Annotated in this window: 9 protein-coding genes; 6 read left to right on the top strand and 3 right to left on the bottom strand. The window is 46.3% G+C overall.

Features of this window, described 5'->3' with window-relative positions; translation table 11 throughout:
- Nucleotides 1-5: 5 nt before the first annotated feature.
- Together ACXAGP_RS13875 and ACXAGP_RS13870 are read right to left on the bottom strand one after the other, a co-directional pair.
- The gene (locus ACXAGP_RS13875; protein ID WP_475262103.1) at nt 6-1,613 is read right to left on the bottom strand and encodes a methyl-accepting chemotaxis protein; all 1,608 of its coding nucleotides are present in this window, start codon (nt 1,611-1,613) and stop codon (nt 6-8) included.
- Between the two features lie 137 nt (nt 1,614-1,750).
- The gene (locus tag ACXAGP_RS13870) at nt 1,751-3,976 is read right to left on the bottom strand and encodes a response regulator (RefSeq protein ID WP_475262102.1); all 2,226 of its coding nucleotides are present in this window, start codon (nt 3,974-3,976) and stop codon (nt 1,751-1,753) included.
- Between the two features lie 267 nt (nt 3,977-4,243).
- Between ACXAGP_RS13870 and ACXAGP_RS13865 the strand changes: the two genes are divergently transcribed.
- The 6 genes from ACXAGP_RS13865 (at nt 4,244) to ACXAGP_RS13840 (ending at nt 12,761) form a co-directional block, all read left to right on the top strand.
- Nucleotides 4,244-4,897 (top strand): DUF4097 family beta strand repeat-containing protein, encoded by a 654-nt coding sequence (locus ACXAGP_RS13865; RefSeq protein ID WP_475262101.1) that lies wholly within the window; start codon nt 4,244-4,246, stop codon nt 4,895-4,897.
- A 16-nt stretch (nt 4,898-4,913) separates the two neighbouring features.
- The gene (locus tag ACXAGP_RS13860; RefSeq protein ID WP_475262100.1) at nt 4,914-7,496 is read left to right on the top strand and encodes an ATP-binding protein; all 2,583 of its coding nucleotides are present in this window, start codon (nt 4,914-4,916) and stop codon (nt 7,494-7,496) included.
- On the top strand, nt 7,489-7,887 hold the full coding sequence (locus tag ACXAGP_RS13855; protein ID WP_475262099.1) for a response regulator transcription factor: 399 nt from the start codon (nt 7,489-7,491) through the stop codon (nt 7,885-7,887). The genes ACXAGP_RS13860 and ACXAGP_RS13855 overlap by 8 nt, the downstream gene beginning before the upstream one ends.
- A gap of 182 nt (nt 7,888-8,069) precedes the next feature.
- A complete protein-coding gene (locus tag ACXAGP_RS13850; RefSeq protein WP_475262136.1) occupies nt 8,070-9,263 on the top strand; it encodes a lytic murein transglycosylase in 1,194 nt (397 codons plus the stop codon).
- A gap of 97 nt (nt 9,264-9,360) precedes the next feature.
- The gene (locus ACXAGP_RS13845; protein WP_475262098.1) at nt 9,361-10,521 is read left to right on the top strand and encodes a sugar ABC transporter substrate-binding protein; all 1,161 of its coding nucleotides are present in this window, start codon (nt 9,361-9,363) and stop codon (nt 10,519-10,521) included.
- Nucleotides 10,518-12,761, top strand: a complete 2,244-nt coding sequence (locus ACXAGP_RS13840) for an ATP-binding protein (RefSeq protein ID WP_475262097.1) — start codon at nt 10,518-10,520, stop codon at nt 12,759-12,761. The genes ACXAGP_RS13845 and ACXAGP_RS13840 overlap by 4 nt, the downstream gene beginning before the upstream one ends.
- A gap of 25 nt (nt 12,762-12,786) precedes the next feature.
- Here the strand turns inward: ACXAGP_RS13840 and ACXAGP_RS13835 are convergent, their stop codons facing one another.
- Entirely contained in the window at nt 12,787-15,801 is a 3,015-nt protein-coding gene (locus tag ACXAGP_RS13835) for an FG-GAP-like repeat-containing protein (RefSeq protein ID WP_475262096.1), read from the bottom strand.
- Nucleotides 15,802-16,110 lie beyond the last annotated feature (309 nt).

Raw genomic sequence — 16,110 nt, 5'->3', positions numbered from 1 at the left:
CCTGTTCAGACTTTGAATTGACGAGCCACTTCGTCTAATGAACCCGAGATATGGGACAATGAAGTAGCCGCATCCTTGGTTTCTTTGCTGCTTTCAGTGACCTGTGTACTCGCTTCCTGGATCGCATCGATGCTATTGCGCATCGCACTTGCATTGCTTTTTACTTCTTGTCCCAAGGAGGCCAGCGCACTGTTTTCATCACTTAATTGAACCACGGTTTGTTGTATCTCATCCAGGGATGACACGGTGTTTTCTGCCAACTCCACCGCCTCAGTAGCCTTGATTTTGTTGGAATCCATAGAGGTTACGGTGGAAGTGATGGAGGAGACAATGGTTTCCAGTATTTTATTGATTTCATGGGTGGAGTCGTGGGTTCTACTGGCAAGTGTTCGTACTTCATCCGCCACCACAGCAAAGCCCCGGCCAGACTCTCCAGCTCTGGCAGCTTCGATGGCTGCATTGAGTGCCAGTAAATTAGTTTGTTCCGCGATTTCAGCGATGGTTTTCACTACTGAACTCACTTGATCGCCAGCATTTTTCAAGCTCAGCAGCATTTCGGCTGATTTTTCTATATCTTGCGCCAAAGCACTGATACTGGTGGAAGTATTGCTTACGCTATTAGCACCGGCATTCACCTGCTCAGCTCCCTTAAGCGCCACATCAGAAGCGGCCTCTGAGCGTCTTGCCGATTCATCAATGCAGGTTTCCAGGCTGCTGATTTTATCTAACAATTCTCGGATGTGTCGGGTGAACAATTGCACCTGTTGTTCCGATACTTCAGCGGAGTGATTTAACTGCTCCACGGAGCCCAGGAGCACGCCTGCCGAGGTCTGAATTTCTTTGTTACCCAAACGAAACGCCACCAGCAATTCGTTAACGCTGTTAGCCGCATCAGCCACTTCATCATCGCTGGTCATAGAAACGTCTGTCGATAAATCGTGTTCTGCCACAATGCGATCCAGCTGAGTGGACAGTGACTTCACAGGTTTGGCTATTTTCTTTTGCGCCATAGTAAAAGAGCCCAGGGTTATGGCCATAATCACCACCACTGAGACAATGATCAAAGTGCGCATAAAGGCAATTTCTGCACTTATACCTTCAGAGGCAAGTTCGGCGTTTTGTTCCGCCTTGCTCTTAACCTGCTCAAGTATGCGTTGTAAATCTTGCATGTTGCTTTGAATGTCACCAAGTGCATCACGCGCGGCATCCCAGTCGGTATTCGATGCGCCCATGATATTTTGCAATCGGGTAACATCAGTCCATATTTTTTGTTTTTCCGCTTGCAACTGATTTAAGTTGGCAAGCCCTGCTCGGCTGATCTCTTTGAGCTTGTCATCAAGAGTTACTTTGAGTTCATCAATTTGACTATTAAAGGTGTTGAGCTCGATGGTCAAGCCGTATAAACCAAAGGAGGCCACTTGCACTTTATTCAATGCGCCGGATGCCGCCTCTGCCGCACTTAAGGTTGGCAAGGTCTGCTGAACAAAGGTTTCCTTTTGGGCAAAGATAATGGAGGATTCACGGTACATGATAAACGCAGTGATCAGTACTACCACTGCAATCCCAATGTAACCTAACATGACCTTTTTACTGATAGAGTTAAATAAATTCATATGCACTTCCGTATATGTCCTGCCATTTTTGGTTTTCCAACTATCTGAAGCTATTCAAGACACAATGAGATAGCAGTTTATCTTATCGCTTAGCTTAAAACTTTCTTGAGCCTTTGTTGCTAGACCCGAGTTTTGGCTTATTCATTGCGTCCTTGTTCTAACAAGGGCATGTCGTTATCAATGATCCGCTCGATAACTGCCATCATGGCATCTTTGTTAAAGGGCTTACTCAGATGATATGTCATACCGGCGTCCCAAGAGGCTTGTTTGTCGGATTCGTAAGCATTGGCCGTCAGGGCAACAATAGGGATAGCCATGCCCATTTCAAAACGGATGATTTTACTGGCGGTTAAGCCATCCATTTCTGGCATATTGATGTCCATAAAAACCATGTCGTATTTGTGATTTTCTACCTGGATAACCGCTTTTTTGCCGTTCTCGACATGGGTGACTGAATGCCCCTCAGATTCCAAAATATGGGCCGCGATCTGAGCGTTGATTTCATTGTCCTCCGCCAATAATATTTTAAGCGCCTGCTTACTTTGCTGCTCTTTGCCACATAATCTGCCCATGGTGGATACAAACATCTGTTCGTTAATAGGCTTGTTGAAAACGGCGGCAAACTCACAGGAAATCTGATCTTTATAACGTCTCAGGTCAGATGCGGCTGAGACCAAAACCACAGGAGGACATTGCTCATGATTGGCTTTAAGTTTATGCACCAGCTGGATGCCATCCAACCCCGGCATGTGCAAATCCACCAAAATAACATTGTATTCCGACAGCTTGTGTTCCTGCTCTAAAAACGCCTCTGCTGAGTCAAAGCAATCACATACGATACTGCTCTGCTGTAACAATAACGACAGGTAGCAGCGACTGCTTTCAAGGTCGTCAATCACCGCAACTTTAGAGCTATTGGCAATCGGTTTTTGCCGCTTTAAGCTGTGTTGGTGTGTGGATTTACTGAGTGGTAAACTCACGGTAAATGTCGTGCCCTGCCCCGGCTCACTTTCTAATTCGATAGTGCCTTCCATTAGCGTAATTAGCTCTTTGCTGATAGCCAGTCCCAGTCCAGTGCCGCCAAACATGCGCGTGGTGGAGCTATCAGCCTGCACGAACTTATCAAATACCTTATCCTGCTGGCTTTTGGTCATACCAATGCCCGTATCGGTTACCACCAGCTCCAGCAGATAGCGTCCTTTAATCACGGATACTTTAGCAGTGACGGTAATTTTACCGCTTTCAGTGAACTTGATGGCGTTGCTGATAAGATTGTTGAGAATTTGCGTAACCCTAACCCCGTCACCGCACACCCAGTCTGGCATAGCCGAAAGTGGAGCGTACTCAAAATCCAGGCCCTTTTTCCCACAGTGAATAACGGCCGGAGCCAGGCAGGTATCCAGCACCCGTGGCAACTCAAAATCATTGCTTTCCAGCTCGATTTTATTGGCTTCAATTTTTGAAATATCGAGAATATCGTTGATCAGGTGCAATAACTGATCACCAGAGGCTCGTGCTTTTGATAGAAAATCCAGACGTTTATTTTTGTCTTCTTCACTACTGGCAAGCTCTATCATGCCAAAGATACCGTTGATCGGAGTGCGTAACTCGTGACTCATGGTGGCCAAAAATTGCGACTTCGCCTTACTGGCCTGTTCTGCCATGAGTTGCAGGCGCTCGGCCTTTTGCTTTTCTTGTTCAATTTCTTGTACCGCACGGATCACTCTTTTTTCCATGGGTTTAAAGATATAAAATAGCTCCAGGGCCAGAATGAACAAGGTAAGCAACCACAACAGTAATTCAATGCGTGTTATCAGGAGCAGCTTTTCATTGGATTCCAGTTCAAATTGACTCACCACGCCATTGAGACGCGCCAACAATAACTCCGTCTTTTCCGATTGAAAAACTTGCGCATTATAGCTTTGCCCATTGGCTGCTTTGCGGGCCTGAATGATGTAGTCCAGAACCGTTTCATGCAGCGAAAACTCCGGCTCTTGTGCAAAATACAGCGCATACAGTTCAGAACTAAAATCCTTACCGGGCTTGGGTTCGTCTTCCTGTCCTAACAAAAACCAGTGATTTTGTTCAAAGCGATCAACGGCCGCCAACAGCTTGGCTTTGGAATCATTTCGCATCTTCTCACTGGCATTTTCATAGACAAATGCTTGATTGATATGCAAGGCAATTTTTTGCGAAAGCATCCGCTGCATACCCGCAATGTTGATGATCTCGGCATCGCCTTTTTGATTCGCCAACAATAACTGAATACCCGCCGCAGAAAGGGTCACCAACAAGGCTATCGCCGACAGCGCTAACAAGTAGCGTTTGCGAATACCCTGTTGTATTTTTTGGTTAAACTGCATCTTCCATATCCCTGTTCGCGGCACATGCGTTTCGCTAATGGCTGCCAGTATTGTGTCAATAATTATCGGGCGGTAACTTTAAATCTATGTGAAAAGCTGAAAAGTGCCAAATCTGTTTACGTGTTTTAACCGCTTCGGATCTGCCTGTTGATTAGCTTTGTCTTGACGAATAGTTAATAATACCTCTGGGGTAAATATCTTTCGGTACTTTCGGAAATACACTTCCTACTTTTCGTCAATTTAACTTATCGCTATTCAGGAATATTCATGATTCGACTTTTTACTGCATTCTTCACCAGCCTGGTACTATCCGCTTGTGTTATTCACGTAGGTCCTGGCAGTTATCGCAACCCCAATGTTGGCGAGGATACGGTGTTTGGTGATATTCAGGTACCCAGTGGTCAAACCGTGGGGAGTTTATCCAGTGTTAACGGCAGTATCAGCGTCAGTTTTGGTGCCAAAGCAGGCCATGTCAGCACAGTTAATGGCAGTATTGAGCTAGATGAAAAAGTAGAAGTAGGCAGCATTACCTCGGTGAACGGTAGTATCAATGGCGGCAAAAATTTGCGTGTTCTGGGGGAAATAGAAACCGTAAACGGCACAATTTCTTTGGCTCGAGACAGCAGCGTTCTGGGAGAGATAAACTCCACCAATGGTGATATCAAGCTTACCGGGGTAAAATTACAAAGTAACCTTGTAACCATGAACGGTAATGTTTCAGTAAAAGCCGGTAGTGTGATTGCCGGTAACATCGTGGTCAAAAGCAATAAAGGTTCAGAGAATAACAATAATAAGCCGCCGGTTATCACTTTGGCACAGGAGGTTAACTTGATGGGCGCCATTCTGCTGGAAAAACCAGCCACCCTCGAATTAGCCAATCCCGAACATCAGGCCAAAGTACAACGTTTGTACTTAAAATAATCGAGCTTTTATCAATATGCGTGGGGTTGGATTACAAAACAAAATTTTTGTGCTGGTGACCGGGTTATTCAGCTTGGTACTGGTGGTAACCTTGTTTAGTATTTACAACGCAGCAAGAAATCAGGCAGAACAACAACTGCAACGTCAGTTTGATGTGGGTGAACGGGTCTTCAGTGAAAAATTACAACTGATACAAGAGCACCTGGATAGCAGCCTGAATACCATTGCCAAAGACTGGGCACTGCGCAAGGCCATAGGGGAAAAGCAAGATACTCGCTCTCTGGAAGCTATCATTGAAAACCATGCCCAAAGAGTGGATGCCAGTCTCATCTGGTTGTTTAAGCCAGATCTGACTTTGGTTGCGCAAACGGGAACGGTCACTGGTCTGGGCTTTCAGCGCGAACAAGCTCAGTTTTTGCGTCAACAACAGGGACTGCGATTAATGTCCTTTGGCGACACCCATTACATGATGGCGATGGCTCCAGTTCGGGCGCCAAAACTAACAGGCTGGTTGGTCACAGGCAAACAGATAGATTCGCAGTTACTGCAGGATTTGCGCACACTGACGTCGCTGCAAATGACCTTGGTCGCCATCGAGGATGATGAGCTTTCCGGATTACTTTCCGCCAGTGATCACGAAGCGCAACTAACAGAGAATCTGATGTTATCCCACATCAGGGCCCAAAAATCTGTATCTGAAAGCTTACTTATTCAAACTATCGGTACGGTTAAGCTGGCCAGTCACCCTATCCCTTTAGGGCAAGCATTAAATCGCCACTATTATTTGCTGCTGCACGATGACGCCGATGCGCTGTTAAAGCCACTAAATGCTTTTTTTGTGGATGTTATTCCTTGGTTTGTTATCGGTATCTTATTGGCGGTATTAGGTTCACTGGCTATTGCCCGAGGTATTACCAGACCCGTGGCCACCCTGTTGGCTTTAGTGAAGAAAGTAGCAGGCGGTCAATATCACCAAAAAATATCTATTTCAGATAGTGGTGAATTGGGCGAACTGGCTAAAGAGTTTTCTCACATGCAAGTGGCCGTGATGGACCGAGAAAAAAAGATTACTGCCCAGGCACAAGAGCTGGCTCGTGCCAGTCAAGCTAAGTATGAAGCCGCTATTGCACGCCAGGAACAGCAAGTGGCAGAAGCGGCCAATCAGGCCAAAAGTCAATTTTTAGCCAATATGAGTCATGAGATTCGCACTCCTTTGAATTCCATCATCGGTTACTCTGAAATGCTTAACGATGAGCAATTGCAGCCGCAACAAAAAAACAGTGCGGCGCGCACAATCAATGTCTGTGGGCAACACCTGTTGAGCATCATTAACAATGTTTTGGATGTGTCTAAAATTGAAGCCAATAAGGTTGAACTGGAATGGTTGAGCATTGACCTTGTAGCTTTTACCGAAGAAATTAAAACCATCGTAATGCAAGCCGCCAGTGCCAAAAACATTGAGGTTCAACTGCTCTATGAATTGCCGTTACCCAAAGTATTTGTAGCCGATCCCACGCGACTGAAGCAAAGCCTTGTGAACCTCAGCAACAACGCCATCAAGTTCACTGAACAAGGCAGCGTAACCCTTAAAACAAGCTGGTTAAAAGACCAACAACAAATAAGGTTTGATGTCATAGATACCGGCATTGGTATGACCGAGGAGCAGCAAAGCCGTTTGTTTTCCGCTTTTTCTCAAGCAGATCAAAGCACCACCCGACAACATGGTGGTACCGGGCTGGGTTTATACATTAGTAAAGAGTTTACTGAACTAATGGGCGGAGAAATCCAGGTGAACAGCTCTCCGGGCAAAGGCAGTACCTTTAGTATTACTCTGCCCTGTCGTGACACCGAAAAAGCCGAGCTTATAGAGCAGGAATCAGAGTTAATGGCACTGCAAGGCAGTGATAGCGTGAATCAGATTCAAGTACCGCAATTGCAAGGCGAGATATTATGTGCCGATGACAATGCCGACAATCTCCGCCTGGCTGAGTATCTAATCGGTAAGACTGGAGCGAATCTCAGTACCGCAGTGAATGGCGAAGAGGCATTCAATAGCGCAATGGTGGAAGACTTTGATTTGATCCTGATGGATATGCAAATGCCTGTGATGTCTGGCGTTGAGGCCACTGAAATTCTGAAAAGTGCTGGCTGTGTGGCGCCCATCGTGATGCTAACCGCCAACGTAGATGCACAAAGCAAACAACAGATAGACGAATGTGGCGCCGATGATTACTTCCCAAAACCCATTGATACAAACAAGTTTTATCAAATGCTGTCACGCTACCTCAAACCTGGTGATAGCGCCGCAGAAGCCATAAACCAAATTGATGAAACCGAGTTACAACAGCTGCGCATGCAATTTATTGCCAGCCTGGCGGACTATAAAGCCCAATTGCGTGCGGCACTGGCTCAATCAGACAATTCAACACTAGCTTCCTTGTGTCATCAAATTAAGGGCAATGCCCCTATTTATGGTTTACAAAAACTTGCCGACTTAGCCAAACAAGCAGAAACTACGCTATTGCAATCCGAGGATGCTCACACAACTGAGCAACTTGTTGCGCAGCTCATAAAGGAAATAGAGGTAATAGATGGATAAATACAAGTCACTATCTGTGTTAATTGTGGATGATGTTGCCAATATGCGCAGCTTTCTCACCAGCTCCCTGCGATCTATTGAGGTGCAAAACGTGCGCGACGCATCAAGCGCTAAAGCAGGCATGCAGATGTACGAAGAAAAGCGTCCTGATATCTTATTTTTGGATTTGGATATGCCGGGTATCAGTGGCATGACGGCATTGCGTTCGTTGAAACAAAAAGATCCTTCGGCCTTTGTGGTGATAGTCAGTGGTGAGAGCCAGGTGGACAACGTTAAAGAGGCCCTGAAGTTAGGTGCAAAAGGCTTTGTTGTTAAACCTTATTCCATGCAAAAAATCATGGGGATGTTAGATAAAGCGCTGGACGCAAAACAGAAAAGAATGAAACGATAAGAAACACTTTACTGTGGTGTTAGCCGTAGCATCGGAGTAGCATAAGCACAATCATTGTGGCAATGTTCCAACTGATATTCTCACGACAGCTGCAATCAATATTTGGACACAGAAAAAGGCATTTTTTTTATCTTATGAAGTACCCTCACTTTTTCCTGGCATCATTGTTTTTCGTCGCTCCAATGACAACTTATGCCTCCCCAGACTTAACCAAGCAGTACCCGGAAGTCACTGAAACGGTATTCGCTAAATGCAAAGCTGATTTTGCTCAAAAAGCACTGGCAACCGGGGTTACCAAGCAAACGGTGGATAGCGCTCTCGCTGCAGCGCAATTGCAGCCCAATGTGATTAAATACGACCGTAACCAACCGGAATTTGTGCGAACCTTCCCAGACTATTTGAGTAAGCGAGTGAATGACTGGCGTATCAACAAAGGTCGGGAGATGCTCAAACAACACAATGCACTACTGCAAAAACTAGCAGCCCAATACGGTATTCCCGCCCATTACCTGGTGGCTTTTTGGGGGCTGGAAACCAACTTTGGCCAGTACAAAGGCAAAATGCCCATCATAGGTTCACTGGCAACCTTAGCCTGCGACGAGAGACGCGCCGAATTTTTTACTAAAGAATTGCTTAAAGCCCTGCAACTGATAGACAAAGAAAGTATCGATCATCAACAAATGGTGGGCTCCTGGGCTGGTGCAATGGGCCATACTCAATTTATGCCCAGTGCCTACCTGCAGTACGCGTTAGATGGTGACAACGATGGTAAAGCCGACTTGTGGAATAGTGTGCCCGACGCCCTGACATCGGCGGCTAACTTTCTCAATAACCTGGGTTGGCAACCGGGCTTTCGTTGGGGACGTGAGGTTCAACTACCAGCAGAATTTGATTACACCTTAATCGGTCGTAGCACCAAAAAAACGCTGACTCAGTGGCAAGAGATGGGCATAGCAAAGGCCGATGGCAGTGCCTTAGGCAGTGCCGACATCATGGCCTCGTTGCTGTTACCCGCCGGTCATGAGGGACCTGCGTTCATTGTTTACGATAACTTTGCAGTCATCATGCGTTGGAACTTTTCAGAATTTTACGCCATTGCGGTAGGTCACCTGGCGGATCGCCTTATCGGCGCTGGTGACCTTGTTCAGCCTCTACCTGAGCTCCCCGTATACTCCATCAAGGATATGCAAGTTTTGCAAACCAACCTCAATAGTCTGGGTTTCGATGTTGGCAAGCCCGATGGCATCTTGGGTCCTGCCACCCGAAGCGGTATTCAGAGCTTCCAACATGCTCACAACTTAGTAGCAGATGGTTTCCCCTCTCCAGGTGTTGTTGAAAAAGTTCAGCAAATGGCTGGGGCACAAGTTCTGAACTAGGCTGCGATCTCGACCAAAGTATTAAGGATTGTCACTGGATATCAGCGCCGGATGCCATTAAGCTGGTATCAGTAGTTTTAATGGTTGCCAATATCGCGTGTACAAACTTTTCTGCTGGGTACTACTTTGTTGCTGTCAGGCGAGCCTGGCAGCACAACAGAACATTGAACTGGCGTTTGGCCAGACAGGCTATGATTTCACCCCATTAATCGAACAATTCCAGCGTGAGACAGGGATTAAAATCACCACGGCCCCGCAGGAAAATTATGATTTAAAGGCTGAACTGATAAAGCGTAGTGGGAAAAAACGCTTACCCGATGCCTTTATCGCACCAGCTGATTACACAACCATACAATCCATCAACCTGATCACCCTAAACGAAGATTGGCTGATACCTGAAATTTCCGCAGAATCTTTGCAAACCGTTAGCCAAAACGGTGATATCGTGGCGGTACCCATAATCGCAGGCAACCACCTGGTGATGTATTACAACCGCGGCGCAGTGGAAGCTCCCGCCAGGACCATGTCGGAATTATTGCAGCAACGTCAAACATTGCCCGACAATATGCGCTTAATTAGCTGGTCATTTAATGGCATGTATTTTCTCATTCCCTTTTTAAGTAGTTTTGACGCATTACCTATTCAAGATGGTCAACTGCGTATGGGGACACCCATGATGGCCAAAGCGATTAAATACTATTGGCAGTTGCCAGAAAGCGGCCTGGCGCAGCCCACTTGTAGCCATGACTGTTATCCCCAGCAATTTAAAGAAGGCAAATTTGCTTACGTGATTGATGGAGTGTGGAATTTTCAGCAATACCAGCAAGCCTTGGGAAATGACCTGGGCATCGCTCTACTACCTGCGATCAATGGTCAAGCCATGCGCCCCTATTTTAGTGCTCATGTATTGGCAATCATCGCCAAACAATATTCCAACGCGCAATTACAAGCGCTGCAACAATTTGCCAGATTCTTACAATCAGTAGACGCGCAGAAATTTATGTGGGATTCCGCCAGAGCTATTCCCTCTAACAATGAGGCTTTAAAGCGAATCGTTGCCACTGCTGACGATAATACCCGGATGTTGATTAGGCAACTGCAGAATGCCAATCCAATTCCCAATTCGCCGCATATGTCGGTGGTTTGGGAAGCGATGTCGAAAGGATTTAACCGCTATGGTGCGCAAATAATGAGTGCAGAGGAATCTGCGCAACTCATGCAGCACCTGGCAGAACGAACCATAGCACATCAGCGATGAATCAAACGCAGCTGCCATCCTATCACCACACCTTGTTGCGCTATGTCGCAGTCTTTATCTGTATCCCGGTGCTGGTTTTGTTTAGCTTTATTTACATTAATCTGTTTAATGAGAACCTGGAGAACGCGCAAACCAAAATAGCGCAACACGGTGGCGCAATAACCTCAGAGATCCGCGCTAAACTCTCAGAATTGCGCAATCAGCTATACAAAGTGGCTGGTAATCGCGCGGTATCAGAAGTCCCCGTCAACATTCTCTATTCACAAAACGCACAATATACGCTAGAGCAATTAGTAGAAAACAACTCACTAGTGAGTGCAGCATTTATTCAGGATGATGAAGGCTTTATCATCGAAGGTTGGCCTATTACTTCGTTGGGCATGCGCTCTGGAGCACTGAAAACCAATACCAGGTCAGCGATGCTAAGTTCCAGACAACGAGCAGAAGCGCAGCTTTTTTGGCTGCTTCCCGAACAATATTCTACCGGCCCCAGCAAAAAGAATAGCGACTCAAAAGCAGAACGGAATGCGCATTTGCTGATTTATGCGATGCCACTGTTTGCTGAAACAGACTCAATTATTACACCTTACATAGCCACAGGAACGCTTAATGTGGTGCTTGATTTAGCGCAACTCAGTCGGCATCAATCACATACGGTCGAGACGGATAAACACAACCTGGAGTTAGTTGCCAACGGCTTTGTTTTATTCGAACAGGCAGCCTTGGCCATTAAAGATACTATGGCACAAACCTTTGATACCCAATTGCTGGTACAGCATAATACCGGGCAGATCCCATTGGAAATGACCCTGCAGTACGACCGCGAAAAGCTAACGGCTGATTTCTGGTGGCAAACTTCCGTTCAGGTTGCACCTTTGCTGCTATTTATTCCAATCATGGTGTGGGGCCTGTATCGTTTTACCCGAAACTTTAATCAACCCGTTAACCAGATGGTTGAGATGTGCCGGCAGCTGGTGTCAGGCAATTATAACGTCGCTCCGCAATCAGCCAATTACAGAGAGTTTGACCTGCTGTTTCGTCGTCTGGACAACATGGCGCAGACCATATCAGAACAAATTAAATCATTAGAGTCTGCCAGAAGTCGTGCAGAGCAGTCTGAACGCGTAAAAACCCAGTTTCTCGCCAACATGAGCCATGAAATAAGAACCCCGATGAATGGCGTATTGGGCATGTTGCAGCTCATGGAAGCGGGACAGCTTTCTGATGAACAAAAAGAGCGCCTGAATATTGCCAAAACTTCAGCGCAAAATTTACTTCAAATTATCAATGACATTTTAGATATTTCAAAAATTGAAGCCAACAAGATCACCATTGAACAAATCCCATGCAATGTCGCTCAATTAGTTCAAGTTCAAACCGATAGCATGCAAGCCCAAGCTGAAAAGCAGAACAATGTATTAAGAGCTTTGATTAAGCCGCCTTTTCACTGCGACTGGCTGACAGATCCCACACGGCTCGGCCAAATATTAACGAACTTGCTATCCAATGCGCTGAAGTTTACCCGAGATGGCAAAGTGATGATTATTCTGGCGCAACCAGACGATAATTGCTTTGAAATCACGGTGAAGGACACAGGCATAGGCATCAGTCAGGAAAAACTCGGCACCTTATTTCAACCCTTCCAACAAGCAGATAGCTCCACCACCCGCGAGTACGGTGGAACCGGGCTAGGTCTGAGTATTAGTAAAAACTTGTGTGAGTTAATGGGCGGTGAGCTAAAGGTAACTAGCGAACCCGGTAAAGGCTCAACATTTACTGCCACCATTGTTGCTGAACCTATTTTAGATAACGGTGAACAGCAAGATACCAATGTCAGTGAAGTTCACAATACGGCTATTACAAATGACAACCCGCTTAACGCTGCAAAAAAGGTAGCCGTGATTGCTGAAGACAACGAGATCAATCAGGAAGTATTAAAGGCGATGCTGCAAAGCTTTGATTTGGAATTACATCTCGCCAGTAACGGCCGGGATGCCGTCGCGCTTGTGGAGTTTTTAAACCCAGATATTGTATTGATGGATGTCCACATGCCCCACATGGATGGTGTAACCGCAACGAAAACCATCCGCGAACGTGGACATACCATGCCGATTATCATGCAAACCGCTAACGTTATGACTGAAGATGTGAAAGATTATCTTGCAATGGGGGCAAACGATGTCGTAGCTAAGCCGATTGTGCAGAAAGAACTCGCAGATACATTAAATAAGTGGCTGTAAACCGTGTCCTGAAAACCATTCTTTATCAGGGTGTGATTAGCTTCTCACTTTGAGCCTCAGCGGTGCTAAGCACGCGTATATGGACCACCTCTTCTTCCTGGCTACCAACATCAAATTCTATTTGATTGTTAAACCTGATACTCACTGGTGCGGCCAGCGGCATATCCTCGCTATTCAGGCCAAATTTGACTCTTTCGATTTCCAGATCTGATGAACGCAACACATACTGCATTTGATTGCCAGGACGACGTACCGCAACATCTGCTTTGCCATCGCCATCATAGTCTGCCACGATGGGGATATCATATTGATTGAGTCCAAAACGAACTTGCACTATTTTTCCATCGGTGGAGCGCAATATATACCACTTAAACTCCGACGGACGCCTTACCGCCAAATCAGTTATGCCATCGCCATCATAATCAGCAGGCACCGCGATATCTTCATCTTGTAATCCGAACTGATAACGCAATATGTCTCCAGAAAGACTGCTCAAGATATACCAGAATTTATTGGCATTTCTTCTCACTGCAATATCTGCTTTGCCATCGCCATCGTAGTCTGCCGGGATTGGTATGTCTTCAGCCTGTAAGCCAAAATTGTAACGCACCACCTTATGATCTGATGATTGTCGGATAAACCACTCTTGCGAAGACGGTCTGCGTACAGCGAAATCGGTGACACCATCGCCATCAAAATCCGCCGGTACAGGAATATCCTGTTCCTGCAATCCAAAATTAACCCGCATTAATTCTGCACCTGATGAAGGACGCACATACCAGATTTTATTAGACGCACGTCGCACCGCCACATCAGCGATACCATCACCATCAAAATCGCCGCTGACAGACACATCATCGGGATCGCGCCCTAGCTCAATACGCTGTATTTCGCCATCAGATGAGTTTTTAATATACTGCAGCGCATTGCTGCTGCGTCGCACACCAATATCGGCCTTGCCGTCACCATCGTAATCATAAGCCACAAAGTTGCGAGCTGGGGTGCAACCGGAAGAGATTGTGCTATCCAAAGGCGCACAATCAAATTCGTTTAAGACACCATCGTTATCATTGTCAGGATCCTGATTGTTACCAATTGTATCGTTGTCGGAATCCTCGTATTCAGCAGCATCATAAGGAAAGGCATCTTGTTCGTCAGGCACGCCATCAGCATCAATATCGCCAGCATTTGAGGCATCGAAAGGCAACGCATCGGCAATATCGTCAATACCGTCGTTATCATCATCGGTATCAAGCAAATTACTCAGTCCGTCTGCGTCAAAGTCCTGCAGATCACTGTCCAGCTCAACACAGTCGCCGTGCAGAAACAGTTGCTCAATTTGCCAACTCTCCAGCACCGCTTCATCCTGACAGCTTAAATTGGTCACAAAAAACTGTAAAAACACCAGTTGCTCGCTTAAATGAGCGATATCTGTTACATCCTCGATTTCTGAGTAGCGAAAATCCAATGCAACCACCTCTCGCAGATTGTTAAATCCTGCCAGGGAAGGATCCTCAGTATTGTTGACGGAAATAAACTGTAATCTTGGGAAGTTTTGCAGCCCCTGCAAATTTTCTACATCAGCCCCAGGACAATTTATCTGTTCAATCTCTTCATTGCTGGTCCACCCAAGACTTTCTTCTTCGTCTTCCTCGAGGCATTCCTGAATCGCGTCGTCCAGCATCTCCACCGCATCATTAGCTGGCAGGGTAACCGCTTCGTTGTGAATTAACGACACGCGTCTGGCAACATTATTCAAGGCACTGACGGCATCCGCCCCCGACTCTCCATCTCCGGTTTCGCCACAGGCATAAGTTTCCAGACAAATCAGTTCTGGTGAGGAAAAATAGGGTACCGCAACCGCGTCGCCAAATGCTTGAGGATAAGCCATCACCGTGCTAAATCCGTCATCAACGCCATAACCACGCCCCCAAGTATATACAGTGCCCTCGCCATCTTGCTCGACAGCGTGATCCAGGCCCAGGTTGTGACCGATTTCATGGCCTAAAGTATCCGAGCTACAAAGTTGGGTATTACCGCTGTCAAAGCGAGTATTGGCAGCAACGACATTAACGGCAAAACGATAGTTAAATACCTGTTGAGGATCGCCATTCAACCAACTTTTGCCACACAAACCAGAGGGTAATTCATGGACCAAAACACTGACGATATCCGCGCCAGAGTCCAGGCGCGCTTCCCAAACCTCTTCCAATAGCGCTTCATCAATCTCGCCATAAGTGCTGTCGTCCGCAGTGCTTTTTGCTAGATTATCCAGGATTTCATCGGCGCTGTATTGCTCAAGAGGCACAGCAATTTGGTCGGCAACTTGCAGCTCAATGTTGATACCACTGGCACTGTAGATTTCATTGTTGATGGTCACGAGTTGCTGAATATATTCATCAACGGAAATTTGATTATCTTCCAGTTCATCACTGGTAACGAACAGCACCTTTAATACAGCAGGACTTGCAGTGTCTTCGCTGTTCTGCGGCTTTACAGCAACAGGATTTTTGCGCGGTATAAACAAGGGCAAGTCAGACGCTTGCGAGCTGTGTTTGGTGTCTGAAATATCCGCTGCCCAGCGCATTTCTTTTTGTAAGGTGTTGTTGTGCAATCGCCACAGGCCATTTGGCGTAGGCAACCATGCAGAAATCCCTGATGCAGAGACAAATAGTTTGCCATCGGGTAAGGTTTGCGCCGTGTCTTGAGTCAGTGTCCAGGTACTGCCGGAAACGGATGCTTCTTTATGGGAAATCCGCACCCTATGCTCACCTTGTGGCGTAACAATTTGGACCTGTTGACCTTCGGTAATGTTGGCCAACACCTCAACATTCAATGCCACACTGGCGGCTAAGGGAGCCGTTTTCTTCTGCACGTCAGATTCAGACGGATTGGAAAGGCGAGATTGATTATCCTGCCCCGGGTGCGGCTTAAGCGCAATAATTCGCCACAGGCTATAGGGTTCACCTTGCAGTGCCCATGCACTACTACTGCAAACTGCGCAAATCCAGATTGTGACGAATACGTATTTAACGGACATTACCTATTTTTTCATGGGCTTTTAAATGGAACGCTTAGCTTAGAGGATTTATTCCCGCTGATTTGCAGCTACTAAGCGGACAAGCGGCTATTATAGCCTTATCGGCTGGAATTTTGGCCAAAAATTATGTTCTGTTAGTTATCTCTGACAATACAGGTAGTTGGTCCTGACCTGATTTCCCGGTTTTGCGCTGGCTAGCCCCCGCCATATTTACAGTCACCGGGAATAAAACATCGCGTTGATTCACTTTTCCTCATAAGGTCTCAGTTAACGTCACATTTATAACAACCTTCTTAACCAAAAAAAATA

The organism is Planctobacterium sp. AWM4_229 (genome assembly GCF_056160305.1).
Note: the sequence above shows the minus strand (reverse complement) of the source record. Positions and strands in the feature narration are given on the sequence as shown.